This window comes from Variovorax sp. KBW07 (assembly GCF_003852515.1).
GTDB lineage: Bacteria > Pseudomonadota > Gammaproteobacteria > Burkholderiales > Burkholderiaceae_C > Variovorax.
This window is the reverse complement of the sequence record NZ_QAJK01000051.1, coordinates 1-17,018: the sequence shown is the minus strand read 5'-3', so window position 1 is coordinate 17,018 and position 17,018 is coordinate 1. Positions and strand designations below refer to the sequence as shown.

General features: G+C 67.2%; 14 protein-coding genes. 3 read left to right on the top strand and 11 right to left on the bottom strand.

Translation table 11 applies throughout. The annotated features are described in order from the left end of the window. Nucleotides 1-271 precede the first annotated feature (271 nt). The 3 genes from mgtA to DBV14_RS11915 form a co-directional block, all read right to left on the bottom strand. Nucleotides 272-3,037, bottom strand: coding sequence for a magnesium-translocating P-type ATPase (gene mgtA, locus DBV14_RS11925; RefSeq protein ID WP_124459402.1), 2,766 nt, complete (start codon nucleotides 3,035-3,037; stop codon nucleotides 272-274). Between the two features lie 34 nt (nucleotides 3,038-3,071). Continuing rightward, on the bottom strand, nucleotides 3,072-3,890 hold the full coding sequence (locus DBV14_RS11920; RefSeq protein ID WP_124459401.1) for a transporter: 819 nt from the start codon (nucleotides 3,888-3,890) through the stop codon (nucleotides 3,072-3,074). Between the two features lie 216 nt (nucleotides 3,891-4,106). Beyond that, nucleotides 4,107-4,325, bottom strand: a complete 219-nt coding sequence (locus DBV14_RS11915) for a hypothetical protein (protein WP_124459400.1) — start codon at nucleotides 4,323-4,325, stop codon at nucleotides 4,107-4,109. Between the two features lie 405 nt (nucleotides 4,326-4,730). On the opposite strand from DBV14_RS11915, the gene DBV14_RS11910 reads away from it, so the two are divergent. After that, a complete protein-coding gene (locus tag DBV14_RS11910) occupies nucleotides 4,731-5,207 on the top strand; it encodes a low molecular weight protein-tyrosine-phosphatase (protein WP_124459399.1) in 477 nt (158 codons plus the stop codon). A 45-nt stretch (nucleotides 5,208-5,252) separates the two neighbouring features. Further along, nucleotides 5,253-6,398: an acyltransferase gene (locus DBV14_RS11905; RefSeq protein WP_124459398.1), complete on the top strand. Its 1,146-nt coding sequence runs from the start codon at nucleotides 5,253-5,255 to the stop codon at nucleotides 6,396-6,398. A 43-nt stretch (nucleotides 6,399-6,441) separates the two neighbouring features. Here DBV14_RS11905 and DBV14_RS11900 read toward each other — a convergent pair whose 3' ends face one another. The 8 genes from DBV14_RS11900 to DBV14_RS11865 all read right to left on the bottom strand — a co-directional run bounded on the left by DBV14_RS11900 (nucleotide 6,442) and on the right by DBV14_RS11865 (nucleotide 15,958). Beyond that, nucleotides 6,442-6,867 carry a thioesterase family protein gene (locus tag DBV14_RS11900; protein WP_124459397.1) on the bottom strand — a complete coding sequence of 142 codons (426 nt, stop codon included), beginning with the start codon at nucleotides 6,865-6,867 and terminating at the stop codon, nucleotides 6,442-6,444. Then, nucleotides 6,867-8,168 (bottom strand): TRAP transporter large permease, encoded by a 1,302-nt coding sequence (locus DBV14_RS11895; protein ID WP_124459396.1) that lies wholly within the window; start codon nucleotides 8,166-8,168, stop codon nucleotides 6,867-6,869. The genes DBV14_RS11900 and DBV14_RS11895 overlap by 1 nt, the downstream gene beginning before the upstream one ends. Then, nucleotides 8,165-8,689 carry a TRAP transporter small permease gene (locus DBV14_RS11890; protein WP_260397000.1) on the bottom strand — a complete coding sequence of 175 codons (525 nt, stop codon included), beginning with the start codon at nucleotides 8,687-8,689 and terminating at the stop codon, nucleotides 8,165-8,167. The genes DBV14_RS11895 and DBV14_RS11890 overlap by 4 nt, the downstream gene beginning before the upstream one ends. A gap of 67 nt (nucleotides 8,690-8,756) precedes the next feature. Then, complete coding sequence (locus DBV14_RS11885) at nucleotides 8,757-9,842, bottom strand: TRAP transporter substrate-binding protein (RefSeq protein WP_260396999.1); 1,086 nt, start codon at nucleotides 9,840-9,842, stop codon at nucleotides 8,757-8,759. A gap of 49 nt (nucleotides 9,843-9,891) precedes the next feature. Continuing rightward, a complete protein-coding gene (locus DBV14_RS11880; protein ID WP_124459395.1) occupies nucleotides 9,892-11,130 on the bottom strand; it encodes an alpha-hydroxy acid oxidase in 1,239 nt (412 codons plus the stop codon). 34 nt (nucleotides 11,131-11,164) lie between these two features. After that, a complete protein-coding gene (locus tag DBV14_RS11875; RefSeq protein ID WP_124459394.1) occupies nucleotides 11,165-12,145 on the bottom strand; it encodes a tripartite tricarboxylate transporter substrate binding protein in 981 nt (326 codons plus the stop codon). Between the two features lie 22 nt (nucleotides 12,146-12,167). Beyond that, nucleotides 12,168-13,784, bottom strand: coding sequence for an indolepyruvate oxidoreductase subunit beta family protein (locus DBV14_RS11870; protein WP_124459393.1), 1,617 nt, complete (start codon nucleotides 13,782-13,784; stop codon nucleotides 12,168-12,170). Nucleotides 13,785-13,798: 14 nt separating this feature from the next. Next, the gene (locus DBV14_RS11865) at nucleotides 13,799-15,958 is read right to left on the bottom strand and encodes an indolepyruvate ferredoxin oxidoreductase subunit alpha (RefSeq protein ID WP_124459392.1); all 2,160 of its coding nucleotides are present in this window, start codon (nucleotides 15,956-15,958) and stop codon (nucleotides 13,799-13,801) included. A 79-nt stretch (nucleotides 15,959-16,037) separates the two neighbouring features. On the opposite strand from DBV14_RS11865, the gene DBV14_RS11860 reads away from it, so the two are divergent. Next, the gene (locus DBV14_RS11860; protein WP_124459391.1) at nucleotides 16,038-16,952 is read left to right on the top strand and encodes a LysR family transcriptional regulator; all 915 of its coding nucleotides are present in this window, start codon (nucleotides 16,038-16,040) and stop codon (nucleotides 16,950-16,952) included. Nucleotides 16,953-17,018: the final 66 nt, after the last annotated feature.

The window sequence follows — 17,018 nt, the reverse complement described above, 5'->3', positions numbered from 1 at the left end:
GCGCAGAGCACACCATCGGCGCGAGCGCCTTCAGAGCGGTCGTTGATCGGCCAATGCGAGAGCAGCGCCCTCGTGCGACTGGCATCGGGTGCTCCGCGCAGCGAAATAAAGGAGGAGCGAAGCGGGGGACATTCGCGGAGGGAAGTACCCGGTGTCAGTCGCACGCGCCCCGAATGACCCCGCGCCCGAACAGCAGCGCAACAAAACCGTTGAACAACAAAAGTCTCCGAGCACAAAAGTACCCGGAGACCGAAGCGAGAAAACAGTCAGCTCACTGCCAGCCGTAGCGCCGTGCGTACCAGCCCTTCACCGTCTGCGTCAGCACCGCATAGCCCACCAGCATCAGCACCAGCCACGGGAAGTACGCCAGCGGCAATGCCTGCAGCTTGAAATAGTGCGCCAGCGGACCCATTGGAAGCCAGATTCCCACCGCCGCAATCGCGGCTCCCATTGCCAGCAACGGCCATGCCGCGCGGCTTTGCAGGAACGGGATCTTGCGCGTGCGGATCAGGTGCACGATCAGCGTTTGCGACAGCAGGCCTTCGATGAACCAGCCCGACTGGAACAGCGTCTGGTGCTCCACCGTGTTGGCCGCGAACACGAACCACATCACCGTGTACGTCAGGATGTCGAACACCGAGCTCAGCGGCCCGAAGAACACCATGAATCGGCCCAGGTCCGCCGGGTTCCAGCGCTGCGGGCTCTTCAGGAATTCCTCGTCCACGTTGTCGAACGGAATCGCGATCTGCGACACGTCGTACAGCAGGTTCTGAACCAGCAGGTGCAGCGGCAGCATCGGCAGGAACGGAAGAAACGCGCTCGCCACCAACACCGAGAACACGTTGCCGAAATTCGAGCTGGCCGTCAGCTTGATGTACTTCAGCATGTTGGCGAAAGTGCGGCGGCCCTCGATCACGCCTTGCTCCAGCACCATCAGGCTTTTTTCCAGCAGGATGATGTCCGCCGATTCCTTCGCCACGTCCACCGCACCGTCCACCGAGATGCCGATGTCCGCGGCGCGCAATGCCGGCGCATCGTTGATGCCGTCGCCCATGAAGCCCACCACGTGCCCGTTGGCATGCAGCGCGTGCACGATGCGCTCCTTGTGCGCCGGCGTCAGCTTGGCGAACACCTGGTGCCGCTCGACCAGCTTGCGCAGGTCGCCGTCGTTCAGGTCTTCGATCTCGCGGCCCAGCACGATGTGGCCGACCGCGATGCCCACGTCGCCGCAGACCTTGCGCGTTACCAGCTCGTTGTCGCCGGTCAGCACCTTCACCGCCACGCCATGGTCGGCCAGCGCACGCAACGCGGGCGCGGTCGATTCCTTCGGTGGATCGAGAAAGGCGACATACCCCAGCAGCGTGAGCCCCGATTCGTCGGCCACGCTGTAGGCCTGCTTTTGCGCATCGGCCTTCAGCGAACGGCTGGCCACCGCCACCACGCGCAGGCCCTGTGCGTTCAGCTCCGAGGCAACGCGATGGATGCGCGCCAGCACCTCGGCATCGAGCGCCAGCACTTCGGCGCCACGCTCGACCGACGTGCACACCGACAGGATTTCTTCCAGCGCGCCCTTGCAGATCAGCAGGTGCTCGTTGCCACCGTTCGCCACCACCACCGACATGCGGCGGCGCGAGAAGTCGAAGGGCACTTCGTCGATCTTGCGGTAGGCCGTCTGCAGCCGCGTCTCCAGCTGCATTTCGGCATGGCTCAGCACGGCCTTGTCGAGCAGGTTCTTCAGGCCCGTCTGGTGAAAGCTGTTGAGGTAGGCAAACTGCAGCACGTGGTCGGAGGCTTCGCCCCAGGCGTTGGTGTGGCGTTCGAGCACGATGCGGTCCTGCGTCAGCGTGCCGGTCTTGTCGGTGCACAGCACGTCCATGGCGCCGAAGTTGTGAATGGCTTCGAGCCGCTTCACGATCACCTTCTTGCGCGACATCACCACGGCGCCCTTGGCCAGCGTGGCGGTCACGATCATCGGCAGCATCTCGGGCGTGAGGCCCACCGCGATCGACAGCGCGAACAGCGCGGCTTCCCACCAGTCGCCCTTGGCCACGCCGTTGATCACCAGCACCAGAGGCGCCATCACCAGCATGAAGCGGATCAGCACCCAGCTCACGCGGTTGATGCCGGCCTGGAAGGCGCTGGTGCCACGGTCGGTGGCCGTCACGCGCTGGGCCAGTGCACCGAAGAAGGTGCGGTCGCCGGTGTGCACGATGAGCGCGGTGGCGGTGCCGCTGATCACGTTGGTGCCCATGAAGAGCAGGTTCTCGCGCTCGAGCACGCCGGACGTGCGCTCGCCCCGGTCCGTCACGAACTTCTCGACTGGCATGGCCTCGCCCGTCAGCGCGGACTGGCTGATGAACAGGTCCTTGGCGGTGAGCAGCCGACAGTCGGCGGGAATCATGTCGCCGGCCGACAGCGCGATCACTTCGCCGGGCACCAGGTCGCGCATCGGCACCTCGACGCGCACGGTGCCGGCGTGCGTGGCATCGAAGCCCTCGTCGCCGGCGGCACCGGCCTTGTGGCCCGGCGCGGGACGCAGCACGGTCGATGTGTTGCTCACCATGGCCTTGAGCCGGTCGGCCGCCTTGTTGGAGCGCGACTCCTGCAGGAAGCGCAGCACCGTCGACAGCACCACCATGCTGCCGATCACCAGCGTGGCCTTCATGTCTTCGGTCACGTACGAGATCAGCGCCAGCACCGTCAGCAGCAGGTTGAACGGATTGCGGTAGCACTGCCACAGGTGCTGCCACCACGGCAGCGGCTGCTCGTGGCGAACCTCGTTGCTGCCCAGGCGCTTGCGCAGCACCTGTGCGTGGCCTTCGCTCAGGCCTTGCGGCGAGCTGTTGAGCTTGACGAGCATCTCGCCTGCATCGGTGCGCGATGCGGTGGCCAGCGCCTTGGCGATGTCGGGCGGCATGTTGGCCGACGCAATGCCCGCAGGCTTCGAGCCCAGCAGCGTCTGCCAGCGCTCGAAGTGATGCAGCATGTGGCGGCTGCGCAGGAAGCTCTCGAAAAAGGACTTCAGGACGTTCTTCATTTTGTGTTCTCTTTCTTCTTGAAGGTGAATCGGGTCAGCGCGCGAAGACCCAGGTAAAGCCCAGCGTCCACCACGCGGGCGCATCGGCGCGAAGGCCTTGCGCGCGGCTCAGGTCGATGCTCAGCGCCTGCACCGGCGTCCAGCGCACGCCGGCGCGCCAGGCGTTGTTGTTGCTTTCGCGAAAGCGCTCGGCAACGAACGAGACGGTGGGCAGCGCGCTCCATTCCAGCGCCGCACCCGAGTGGCTGGTGCTGGGCTGTGCGCGGTGGAAATCGTGGCCCAGGTTCAGGTGCGCGCGCCAGTTGTCGTCGATCTGCCAGGTCACGGGAATCACCACGCTGCTGCTGGCAAAGCGCAGCGACGTGGCGTGCCCTTCATGCGGCGTGGTGCTTTGCCAGTTGGCCGATGCGAGCACGCCGGCGCTCAGGCTGTCGTTGATGGCAAAGGCCCACTTGATTTGCGGGCCGGCGCGAACGGTGCGCCTTTCGCTGCTGCTGCTGCTGCCGTGTTCGCGCTCGAGGTTCAGGCCGAGTTCGACCGGGCCCACGCGGCATGCCGGGCCGATATGGAGCAGGCCTTGTGCGCTGCGGACATGCCAGTCGGTCCAGGTCTCGACCTGGCATTGGCCCGGATCGAGGATCGCGGCGTCGTCCACCGAATGGTGTCCGCCGGCGGCATGCGTCTGCGTTGCCGCGAGGCCGCAGAGGTATGCCGCCCAGGCCGACGCGCTGGAGAGCGCCGTGCGCACGCGCACAAGGCGTGGCAATGGACGGAGGGGGTAGAGGCGGGGTGCGGTGAGGCGACGGGCCGTGGCCGTTCGCACGACGGCACGCCGCAGGCGTTCGCGGGTCATGAGAGGTTCTCCTTCGGGTGCGGGCCGCGAAGGAAGGAACCTCCCGCTTCAATCAGCCGGCAGGAAGCCTTCGCAGCACGGCGCGCTGCGTTGTGGATGCATTCGTTCGATTCAATGGAAGGGGCGCGCTAGGGCGCCTGAGAGGGTCCGGGTCCATGGTGGCCTCCTTGCGATGCGTTCTGTTGTCTTGTGCTGTGCCGCGGTGTTGGGGGCGCGTCAGCGTTGTGCCGTGCGAACCGCCGGCTGTTCCAGCAGCAGAAAGAAGCTGCGGATGCGGCGCGTGGTCCAGAGCGCGGCGGCCCGGTCCAGCGTTTCGTTCTCCGCGTCTTGCGCCGTGGCCGCGCGCGCAGGCACGTGCGCCGGCTGGCGAACGGCGGGCTGCATCGGCTGTTGCAGGTGTTGCTGCTGCGGCTGACGAAGTTGAGATTGGCGCATGACAAGGCTCCTTCGCGATGAAGGGCCTCGTGCACGGACACACGCAAGTCGACTGAAAAAGCCAGCGACGAGAACGACGGGAATCGGAAGGGGGAGAACCGCTTGCCGGAAGGCAAGGGGGTCACGCTGCGTGCACGACGGCCGCACAGCGCGAGCGAAGCCTGCGCTAGAGAGCCGGGGGTGTCACGCCTGCCGAGGCACGCGTCTTGTCACTGATCCAACTGGCACTGTCCACGCACGGGGCTCCGAAATAAAGATGCGGGATTGTTGCACCGCGGCATAAGCAGCGTCAACCCTGCGCAGCGCATTTCCGCATGGGCGTCGGTGTTGTCCAACAGGTGCGCGAGCCATCGGTAAAACGGTCAGCGCCGGGTCAGGCGAATGCCGTGCGCCGACAATGCACGGATGAAGAAACCTGCGGTCCTGTTCGTCTGCACCGGCAACATCTGCCGGTCTCCCACGGCCCATCTGTTGCTGATGCACAAGGCCCGCGCCGCCGGCTTCGAGGTCGATGTCGACAGCGCCGCCATCTCGGACGAAGAGCGCGGCAACCCGCCCGACCCACGCTCGGTGGCCGAGGCGCGCCGGCGCGGCATCGAGATGCACGCGCACCGCGCACGGCAGGTTCGCAGTGCCGACTTCGAGCGCTTCGACCTCATCGTCGGCATGACCCGCCAGCACTGCGCCGCATTGCGCAGGCTTGCGCCGCAGGGCGCCGACGGCAAGGTGCACCTGTTCACCGAGTTCGCCGACGGCATCGAAGGCGACGTGCCCGACCCCTGGTATGGCGGCCAGCAGGCCTTCGTCGAAGTCTTCGACCTGATCGACCACGGTGTCGATGGCCTGCTCGCGAGGCTGCGGGCCGGGGCGGTGCCAGAGTGACGGCGACTAAAATGCGTCGATTTGCATCCACGAGACCGTAGACGAATGCACGCAGCTGGATCGACCGCCGAGCACCAGGCTTTTCTGAACACCAGGTTCTTCCCGGCCCTCGATGGGTTGCGAGCCATCTCGGTCTTTCTTGTTTTCGGCGCGCATTTCGGCGGCGTCATCTGGATCACCCGGGCGGGCTGGCTGGGGGTGCATGCCTTCTTCGTGCTGTCCGGCTTCTTGATCACCACCTTGCTGCTGCGCGAGCGCAGCGCCACCGGCTCGGTGTCGTTGAAGGCGTTCTACATTCGCCGGTCCACCCGGCTGCTTCCCGTCTACTACCTGGTGTTTCTCGTCGTGCTCGGCATGAACTACGCCGCGCAGGGCGTGGGGTGGGAACAGCTGAAACAGGCCACGCCTTACTACCTCGTCTTCCTGAACGAGCTGGCCAATTTTTCTCCCTTCGGCATGACGTGGACGCTGGGCGTGGAGTGGAAATACTATGCCGTCTGGTCGGTGCTGCTGGCCATGTTCGGCGCCACCATGGCCTCGCGTTTCACCGTGGCCGCGGTGTGCCTGGCGGTGCTGGCCGCGGTGTGGGTGGGGCGTCTCGATCTCGCGTGGTTCGCACCGGTGAACTACCTGGGCGTTCTTCTTGGCTCGGTGATGGCCATCGTCATGCATTCGCCTTCGACCTATGCATGGCTTCGCTGGCTCCGCACCAATGCGGCAGCGGCCATCATCGTCATTGCGCTGTTCTTCGTGCACCGCAGGGCCTCGGGCCTGACCGCCAGCATCGGTGAGCACCAGATGGTCGCGATCTATGTCGTGCTGGTCGCGTTGCTGCTGCCGGGGCTGATTGCGCCGACTTTCGTCGGGCGCGTCCTGTCGATGAACTTCCTGGGGTTCATCGGCCGACGTTCGTATTCGCTGTACCTCGTCCAGTACGTGGCCTGGACCCTTTTCGTGGCCGCGTTTCCCAACGTGATGGTCAGCCACCTGGCACTGGTCGGCAACTTTGCGCTGGCGCTCGTTCTTTCGGAGTTTTTGTACCGCTGGGTCGAAAAGCCGATGACGCGCGTGGGCCACCGATGGGCCGAGGCGGCCCGGCCCGCGGCGCAGGCCGCCCGGGGCGCTGCCGCGGCGACGGCAGTAGATGGTGTGGTTGCGTCCACACCGCCACCGCTGCGCGCCGACAGCTAGGCGCTGTTTCCGGTCGTTCCGGGCCGCTCCGGGCCTGGAGCGCCTACTCGCAAAGCGCGCGAATGCTCGCCGGGATCGCCACCGCCCGAATGCCCCCGCCTTCCCGCTTCGCCGCAAAAATCCGGACCTCTTCGCACTCGAGAATCAGCTCGTCTGCGCGCGTCACGCGGTAGGTCTGCACGAAGCTCTTGTCGCGCCATTCGGTGATGCGCACCGCGATCTTCAGCGTGTCGCCGTAGCTTGCCGCCTTCACGAAGCGCGTGTGCGTGTCGACCAGCGGGGTGCCGATCACGCCGAGCGTCTCGGCGGTTTCTTCCCAGCGCGGCACGCCGCATTCGGCAAAGAAGTGCCGCGAGGCCGCGTCGATCCAGCGGAAGAAATTGGGGAACCAGACAATGCCGGCGGGGTCGCAGTCGCCGAACTCGACGCGGGCGGTGTAGGTGACTTCTTTGTTGTTGATACTGCTCATCAGCCCATTCTCGTTGGCAGCCACAAGGCAATGACGGGGAAAGCGATCAGGATGACCAGGCGCACGATGTCCGTCACGATGAACGGCAGCACGCCCTTGAAGATGGTGGTGAAGCTCACGTCCTTCACCACGCTTTTGATGACGAAGACGTTCATTCCCACCGGTGGATGGATCAGCCCCAGCTCGACGGTCATGACGATGATCACGCCGAACCAGATGGGGTCGAAGCCCAGGTGCACGATCACCGGGAAGATGATGGGCACGGTCAGGATGATCATGGCCATCGCGTCCATCAGGCAGCCGAGCACCAGGTACATCAGCATGATGAGCGCGAGCACGCCGTAGCGGCCGATGCCCAGGCTGGTGAGAAATTCGGTCAGCTTCTGCGGGCTCTGCGTGATGGTGAGGAAGTAGCCGAACAGCAGCGCGCCGATCAGCACGGTGAACACCGCCGCCGCGGTGCGCGTGGCCGACAGCAGGGCCTCGCGGATCTTCGGGCCGTCGAGCTTGCGCCGCACCAGCCCGAGAATGAAGGCGCCGCTCGCACCCACCCCGCCGGCTTCGGTCGGCGTGAAGAAACCGCCATACAGTCCTCCGATCACGAACACGAACAGCACCAGCGGCGCCCACACGTTCTTCAGGTCCTTCACGCGCTCCGACCAGGGCTTGACCTCGCCGCCGGGCAGCCAGTCGGGCCGCAGCCTGACGATGATGGCAATGGTCAGCACATACATCGCCATCGCCAGGATGCCGGGCACGATGCCGGCCATGAAGAGCTTGCCGATGTCCTGTTGCGTGAGGATGGCGTACACCGCGAGCACGGTCGATGGCGGCAGGATGGCGCCCAGCGTGCCGCCCGCCGCAATGACGCCGGTCGAGAACGACTGCGGGTAGTTGAAGCGCCGCATCTCCGGGTACGCCACGGCCGAGAAGGTGGCGGCGGTGGCCACCGACGATCCGCAGATGGCCGCGAAGCCGCCGCAGGCCACCACGGTGGCCACGCCCAGGCCACCGCGCAGGTGGCCGATCATCGAGTTGGCGGCCTTGAAAAGCTCGCGGCTCACGCCCGACACCGACACCAGCGCGCCCATCAGCATGAACATCGGGATCACGCCGAAGGTGTAGTCGGTCACGGTGCGCATGGAGGTCTGTCCGACCAGCTTCAGCGCGGGCCCGGGGCCCACGAGGTAGCTGTAGCCGGTCACGCCCACGAGGCCCATCGCCATGCCGACGGGCACGCGCAACAGCATGAGAACGAACAGGGCGACAAAGCCCAGGACTGCAACGGCATCGGCGCTCATTCGTCGGCTTTCTGTTCAGCGTGGACTTCTTCAAGCTGCTCGGGGTGAAAGATCAGCCGGTACGTGCGAATGGCGATGAGCAATACGGCGCACACGTCGCCGGCCCAGGCCACGGCATAGAAGGGCCAGGTCGGAATGTTCAGGTCGTAGGTCTGCACGTTGTCGACGTAGGTGCCGCGCACCTTGTCGAACAGCATGGCGGTCTGCACCGCCACCACGAACAGCAGCACCAGCGTGGCGAACACGTCGATGACGCGCTTCATGCGCGGGCCCGCGGCGGTCCACACCAGGTCGACCGTGATGTGGCCGCCGCGATAGCTGGTGGCAGCGATGCCCCAGAAGATCAGGATGCCCAGCAGCATGCGGCCGAAGTCGTAGGCGTCGGGGATCGAGGTGTCGAAGAACTTGCGCAGCACCACGGCCGCGAAGATGTTGAGCGCGACGATGCCCACGAAGATGGCAGCGAGCCATTCAATCGTGTTGATCGCGCGGTCCATGTAGCTTGCAGACCGGTTGGCCATGTGTCTCCGTCTTTCTTGTGAAACGCCCCGCGTTCGGCGGGGCGTGTGCAATCAGAGTGTCAGAGTGTCAGAGTGCCGACTTGTATTTGGCGAGGCTCGCCTTCAGCGCGTCCATCACGGCCTTCGGGTCTTCGCCCGTTTTCTTCACGGCCTCGGCCCATTGCGCTTCCGAAGGCGCCGCCGCCTTGCGCCATGCATCGAGCTGGTCGGGCGCGAGCTTGTAGACCTCGTGGCCTGCCTGCGCGGCGATCTTGGCGCGCCCCGCGAACTCGAAGTCGGCCCACGGCGCGGCCACCTTCTGTGCCCATTCGCTGGTGCAGTGGTCGTCGATCACTTTCTTCTGCGCGGTCGACATGGCGTCGTACTTGCCCTTGTTCATGACCCACACGAAGGGCGTGACGTAGAGCGGCGCATCCATGTGGTACTTCACCACCTTGTCGATGCCGAACAGGCCGATGGAGCCCCAGGGAAAGGTAATGGCGTCGGCCACGCCGCGCTCCAGCATGTCGCGCGACTCGGGCGCCGAGGCCTGCACGTTGGTGCCGCCCAGCGAGGTGATCAGCTGGCCCACGGTGCTGGTGGCCGGCCGCACCTTCAGGCCCTTGACGTCGGTGGGCACCACGATCTTCTTGCGCGAGTGGAAGGTGCCGGGGTCGTGAACGAACGCGAAGCAGTACTTCACGTCCTTCATTTCCTTGGCCGCGTAGTTGCGGTACCAGGCATCGATGGCGGCCGAGCCTTCCTTGCCGTTGGCGAACAGGAAGGGCAGCGACGCACCCGCCATGACGGGGAAGCGGCCCGGCTGGTAGCCCGGGTTGACGTACGAGAAGTCGGCGATGCCGTCGCGCGCCATGTCGTAGTGGTCGAAGGCCTTGCCCAGTTGCTCCGATGGAAACAGGATGGCGGTGAGCGTGCCGTTCGACTCCTTCTTGATGTCGTCCGCCCAGGCCTGCAGCGCGGGGTTGAGCGGATGCTGCGCCGGCACCCAGCTCGACAGCTTGAGCTGCACGGGCTTGTCTTGTGCCTGCACGGCGGGCGTGCCCACGACGAGCGCGGCGCAGGCCGCCAGCAGCGCGAGAGGCGATGTGCGCAAGGAATGCGGCTGGCGCGACGAACGCGTGCCGCGGGGACGGGGTTGGTGGGTGCTTGGCATGTGTCTCCTTCTTCGTGCTGTTGTGTGTGGATCGTCGAGGTCGGTCAGCCTAGGCAGTCGCGCGTGCCGGGTAAATGGAGGGTTTCCCGTGCGGGGTTTCCTTGATTCGTGGCGCGCCAGCAGCCTGTTCGATGAGCGAACGCGCTGCCGGCCGGTCGACGTGGTGCGGCCCGAGTTCGTGCACGCGCGTGGCTCCCAGCAATGTCATGGTGCGTTCGGTTTCCTGCGCCAGCAGCTGCAGCACCGAGAGCGCGCCTTGCTCGCCGTCGCAGGCCACGCCGAAGAGCGGCGCGCGCCCGACAAGCGCGGCCCGTGCGCCGAGTGACAGCGCCTTCACGATGTCGCTGCCGCGCCGGATGCCCCCATCCATGAGGACGGGTATGCGGCCACCGACCGCATCGACAATGGCCGGCAGGGCGGCGATGCCGGCGGGTGCCGCATCGAGCTGGCGTCCGCCGTGGTTCGACACCACGATGCCGTCGACACCATGGCGCACCGCGCGCCGTGCATCTTCCGCACCCAGCAGACCCTTGATGAGCAACGGCCCGTCCCACAGCCTGCGCAGCCACGCCAGGCTGTCCCAGGTGAGCGTGCGGTCCATCGCACGCGAGAGCAATGCGGCCTGGGCCTGCGCCGACACCGGTGCGCCGTCGTCGTCGGGCAGCAGGTTGGCGAACTTAGGCATGCCGGCGCGCGCCAGCCGCAGCAGCCATGCCGGGTGTCGTGCCATGTCGAACAGGGTGCCGGGCGTCAGATGCATGGGCACGCGAAAGCCGTGGCGCAGGTCGCGCTCGCGCAGGCCGCTCACGGGCACGTCGACCGTGAGCACCAATGCCTCGAAGCCCGCCGTGCGCGCGCGGCGCACCACGCGTTCGGCAATGGCGCGGTCGCTCATCACATAGAGCTGCATCCACAGCGTGGCGTTGGGCGCCGCGGCGCGCACGTCCTCGATGCGCGTGTTCGATGCGGTCGAGAGAATGAACGGCACGCGCGCAGCCTGCGCGGCACTGGCCATCAGCGCATCGGCACCCGGCCGCACGAGGCCGGCCAGTCCGATCGGCGCAATGGCGAAAGGCGCGCGCCAGCGGCGGCCGAAGAGCTCGATGCCGATGTCCATGGCGCTGGTGTCGCGCAGGCATTCCGGAATCAGCGGCAGGCTTTCGAACGCGTCGCGGTTGCGCTGGAGGCAGCGCTCGTCTTCGGCGCCGCCGTCGACATAGTCGAACACCAGGCGCGGCAGCACCCGTCGCGCGCGGCGCCGGTAGTCTTCCACATTGAGAAGGGGCATCGGTGAATCCCGTGTTCCGTGTGCGGGCCGGCGCTCAGTCCGCGACGATCTTGCGTTCGCGGATCAACGCCCCGAAGCGCTGCGAGTCGGCCGCCGCACGCTGCTGGAAGGCGGCCGGCGAACCCGGTTGCGCCTCGCCACCCAGCGACGCGATGCGCTCCTGCACCGCGGGCAGCGCCAGCGCGCGGTTGATCTGCGTGTTGAGCTGCATCACCACGTCCGGCGGCGTGTCCGCCGGCGCATAGAAGCCGAACACGGTGTCGGCATCGAAGCCGCGCAGGCCCGCTTCGTCGAGCGTCGGCACATCGGGGAACAGCGGCGAACGGCGCGGGCTGCCCACCGCCAGGAGGCGCAGCTTGCCCGCGCGCACCTGGTTCAGCGCAATGCCCGGGTCGAAGGCGTAGTCGATCTGGCCCGCGAGCAGGTCTTGCAGCGCGGGCGCCGCGCCGCGGTAGGGCACGTGCAATGCGAACAGGCCGGCCTGCGTCTTGAACATTTCTCCCGCCAGGTGCGGCGAGCTGCCGTTGCCCGGCGAGCCGTAAGACAGCTTGCCCGGGTTGGCCTTTGCATAGGAGATGAACTCGCGCACGTTCGCCGGCGGCAGCGAGGGCTTGGTGACCAGGAACACCAGCACGCGCGCGGCAGCCGCCACCGGCACCAGGTCTTTCGACGGGTCGAAGCTCATGCGCGCGTACAGGTGCGGGTTGACCGACACCATGCCGCCCGAACTCATCAGCAGGGTGTAGCCATCGGCCGGTGCGCGCGCCACGGCTTCACCGCCGACGTTGCCGTTGGCACCGGCGCGGTTCTCTATCACCACCGGCTGCTTCAGCGACTCCTGCAGCGGCTGCGAGATGGCGCGCGCAATCTGGTCGGCCGCGCCGCCGGCCGGAAAATTGACGATCACCTTGATGGGCTTGGACGGCCAGGTGCTGGCGTGCGCGGGAGCGGCCAGCAGCGCGGCGAGCGCCAGCCACGGAAGGCATCGTCGCAAGTGCAGGGTGGGGTGGAACATCGGGGGGTCTCCTTTCTTGTTTTCAAACCTTGAGCGACGGAGGGCGCTTCATCCAGCGGATGGGCTGCGCCTGCACCGGCCGCGGTGCCGCGCCGTGCGCCGCCAGCGCGGCGTCGAGTGCCTTGCCGCCTTCGTCCAGCAGGGCTGCGCCCCGGACCGCCGCGATGGCCGTGGCCCGCGCCGCGGCCGGCTGGCTCGTGCCCCCCGCAAGTTCGTCGATCACGTGCAGCAGGTTGTGCTTGCCGCGTTCGTTGGTGCTGCCATAGCCCTTGATGAGGCGCCCGCACAGCGCCAGCTCGTGGCCCAGCGCCCACGATTCACGCGTGCCGGCTTCCACCGCCGCCAGCCAGCGTTCGATCAGCGCCTGCTCTTCGACAAAGCGGCTGCCGATGCGGCGCAGCCAGCGCAGCGAAGCCAGCAGCCGCAGCGACGCCATGCCGATCACCGAATGGCTGCCCACCTTCAGCGGCAATGCCCAGGGCGAGAGGCCGCGCGCCTGCCGGCGGCGGTCCCAGGCGGTCACGCGGCGCGACAGCGCGGGCGGCAGCAGCGCGGCGAACTCGGCCGCGCCGGGCTTGAAGTGGTCGTAGACCTTCACGATGTCTTCGTCGGTGGCGCGCACTTCCTGTCGCACGCGCTGCGCGCGGCTGGCGCGGCCCTTCAGTGCGGCCACGCGCACGATGTCGTCGAAGGCCATCCACAGGGCGAGCCAGCGCGCGGTTTCGCGCGTGACGGCAAAGCCCTGCGCGCCGGCCGGGTCGGCGGCGCGCTCGGCATCGAGCACGCGGCCCAGGCGTTCCGCGTACAGCGCGGCATAGCCGGCGTCCTGGTAGTCGAGCACGCGCGCATGGCCGAGCGTGAGCATGTCGTGCACGGCGGGCGGAAAGCGCCGCGCCAGTTCGTCGGGCAGGGCGCGCGGTGGCGGCGGTGCGTCGGGCGTGTCGTTCGCCAGCACGCTGCTGACGAAGGCGGCCTGTGCGCGCGGCGCACTCACTGCGTCGAATGCGGCTGCAAAGCCGCGCAGGCTGGCCGCGGCCATCTTGCCGAGCTTTTCGGGCGTGCTCGCATTGCCGCCGCGCACCACGTGCTCGTAGGCCTCGCGCGGAAACGGGAACAGGCCGCTGCCGGCAATGGCGCCGAGCATCACCGCGCTGACCACCGTGCCGGTATCGCGCGCAATGGCGTTCATGTCGAACACGTGGTGCTCGCGGCTGAAGGCCTTGACCACGTCGAGCAGGCGCTGCGCGTCGGCGCGGCCATCGCCCGGCTCCATGCGCTCGGCCGTCGTGAAGATGCGCGCCGACGAGCTGATGACCAGCGTGCGCAGCGGCGCGCTCATGCCGTTGCCGATCTGGCGCGCCGTTTCCAGCAGCTCCGACGACACGATGGCGTCGAGCGCGCCGGGCACCGGGCTCAGGCTGAACACCGGGCGCCTGCCGCCCAGTTGCGCGAGCGGCACCGGGAACACCTCGATGTAGTAGGTGGTGGCGCCGGTGCGTTGCGCCACGCCGGGAATCGACGTGCTCTGCGCGGCGTAGCCGGCGTGGCGCGCGATGTCCACCAGCCATTCGGTGAGCACGCCGCCGCCTTCGCCGCCAAGGGCGCAGACGAGGAGGGTGATGGGGCGGTTGTTTTCCATGTTCGCGTCGCCCTTCATGCCGGTTGCAGCGCGCGCACGACCGCACCGCGCAGGCCGTGCAACAGCCGCTCATGCCACTTCGGGTTCTGTACCACCTCGGCCCGGTAGAAGCTGGGGCACAGCGTGGCCGCATGGGCGTTGGCGCCGCACAGGCCGCAACCCACGCAGCCGTCGATCACCGTCGCCACCGGGTCCACCTTCAGCGGGTCGGGGTTGTCCTTCAGCGTGAGCGTGGGGCAGCCCGACAGGCGGATGCAGGCGTGGTCGCCGTTGCACACGTCTTCGTCGACGCCGTACTTCACGCGCACCACGCGCTCGCCCTTGCGCAGCAGGCCGGCAATCCAGGGCTTGATGCGGCGTTGCCGCTCCAGCTGGCACTCGCCCTCGGCGATCACCACCTTCAGGCCGTTGAAGTCGCTGGTAAGTGCCTCGGTCAGCGTCTTGCGCATGCGCTCCACGTCGTAGGTGGTCACGGTGCGCATCCACTTCACGCCCAGGCCTGTGAGCGTGGCCTCGATGGTCTGGTTCTTGTCGACCAGGCTCTGCTGCTTGTCGACCGCGCGCTCCTTCATCTCGTCGTCGGGCGTGGAGATGATGTCCTGCGTGCCGGTGGCCGAGGTGTAGCCGTTCTTGAAGATCAGCAGCACCGCGTCGTCGTCGTTGAAGAGCGCGCTCTGCACGCCGGTCAGCAGGCCGTTGTGCCAGAAGCCGCCGTCGCCCATGATCGACAGCGTGCGGCGGTTCATCATCGGCGCCACGCCCGCGCGGCTCGCCAGGCTCATGCCGTAGCCCAGGATCGAATGGCCCATCGAGAACGGCTCGAACGTGCCGAAGGCATGGCAGCCGATGTCGGCCGCGATGTGCACCGGCCCGGTTTCCTGCTGCGCCAGCTTGAGCGCCGAGAACACCGGCCGCTCGGGGCAGCCGACGCAGAAGCTCGGTGGCCGGTTGGGCAGCGGCGCGGTGAGCCGGCGCGCCACGGCTTCGCGGCGCTCGCGGTTGCCCGAGAGCCAGGCCTGCGCGGAAGCCGAGGCTTCGCCGGCCTCGATGTACTTCGCGGCAAATGCGCCGATGCCGCCCGACAGCACCTCCACGCCGTATTCGCCGGCCGAAGGCAGCATGTCTTTTCCGTGCAGCGGCGTCTGGATGTCGCGCCGGCGCAGCAGCGTCGCAATGTCCTGCTCGATGTACTCCGGCTGGCCTTCTTCCACCACCAGCACTGCGCGCTTGCCGATGCAGAAGTCGGCCACCTGCTCGGGCACCAGCGGGTAGGTCACGTTGAGCACCAGGATCGGAATGTCCGTCTCGCCGAAGGCGTCGGCCAGGCCCTGCTGCTGCAGGCTGCGGATGAGCGCGTTGTACAGCCCACCCTGCACCACGATGCCCAGGTCGGCGTGGCGCCGGCCCGGAATCAGCTCGTTCAGCTGGTGCTCGACGATGTAGCGGCGCGCCGCCGGAATGCGCTCGTCGCCCTTGAGCTTCTCGTGGCGAAAGGTCACGGGCGGGTGCGCCAGCCGCATGTAGTTGAAGCCGGCCGGCTCCGTCATCAGCGCGTGCGTCGACACGGCGGGCGCCACGTTGTCCTTGCACTCGAAGCTGCCGCGCACGTGGCAGGTGCGAATGCGCAGTTCCATCAGGCAGGGCATGTTCGAGGCTTCCGACAGGCAGAAGCCTTCTTCCACCATGCGCACCATCACGCCGAGGTCGGGCCGCGGATCGAGCAGGCACATGCTCGACTTCAGCGCATAGGCGTGCGTGCGCTCCTGGATCACGCTGGCGCCTTCGCCGTAGTCTTCGCCCACCACCACCAGCACGCCGCCGGTGACGCCCGGCGACGACAGGTTGGACAGCGCATCGGCCGCCACGTTGGTGCCGACGATGGATTTCCAGGTGACCGCGCCGCGCAGCGGGTAGTGGATGGAAGCGCCGAGCATCGCGGCGGCCGAGGCCTCGTTGGAGCATGCCTCCACGTGCACGCCGAGCTCGTCCATGTAGGTCTTGCCCTGGACCATCACGTCCAGCAGGTGCGACACCGGTGCCCCCTGGTAGCCGCCCACATAGGCCACGCCCGACTGCAGCAGGCCCTTGGTGATCGCGAGGATGCCCTCGCCGTGAAAGGTATCGCCTGCGCCGAGACGCAGCATCTCGACTTCCTTGCTGAATGAAACTTCCATCGTGTCTCGTTTTTTTGAGGGGTTTCGCAGTTTGGTCGTCGCACCGCCATACTTCAATAAAATAAGCCAGCTATTCAATATGAATTCAGTGCATATCGACGAGGTGGACCTGAACCTGCTGCGGCTGTTCGATGCGGTCTACCGGGCCCGCAGCGTGAGCCGAGCCGCGGAGGCCCTGGGCCTGACGCAGCCCGCCGCCAGCCATGGACTGACGCGCCTGCGCCTGCTGCTGGGCGATGCGCTCTTCACGCGTGCGCCCGGCGGCGTGGCCCCCACGCCGCGGGCCGAGCGGCTGGCGGTGTCGGTGCAGTCGGCGCTGGCCACGCTGCAGCAGGCCCTGGCCGAGCCCGAACGCTTCGACCCCGCGGCCTCGCGCAAGCTGTTTCGCATTCACATGAGCGACATCGGCGAAGGGCGCTTTTTGCCGGCGCTGATGGCACGGCTGCGCGAACTGGCGCCGGGTGTGCGCGTCGAGACCATGCCGCTCGCGCAGGGCGAGATCGCCACCTCGCTCGACAACGGCCGAGTCGATTTCGCCTTCGGTTTTCTCACGCGCGTGAAGGACACGCAGCGTGCCCAGTTGCTGAAGGACCGCTACATCGTGCTGCTGCGCGAGGGCCACCCGTTCGTGAAGCGCCGCCGCAGCGGGCAGGCGCTGCTGGAAGCGCTGCAGGAGCTGGACTACGTGGCGGTGCGCACGCACGCGGACACGCTGCGAATCCTGCAACTGCTGAACTTGGAAGACCGCCTGCGGCTGACGACGGAGCACTTCATGGTGTTGCCGGCGATCGTGCGCGCGACGGACCTGGCGGTGGTGATGCCACGCAACATCGCACGCGGTTTCGCGGCGGAGGGCGGCTACGCGATCGTCGAGCCGCCGTTTCCGTTGCGCGACTTCACGGTGTCGCTGCACTGGAGCAAGCGTTTCGAGGCGGATCCGGGGAATCGGTGGCTGCGGCAGGTGATCGTTACGCTGTTCTCCGAGCGGGGCTGATTCTGTTGCTGTTGTTGTTCTGGGCGTTGTCGTTCTTCAGGCGACGTCATTCAGGGCGACGCTCAC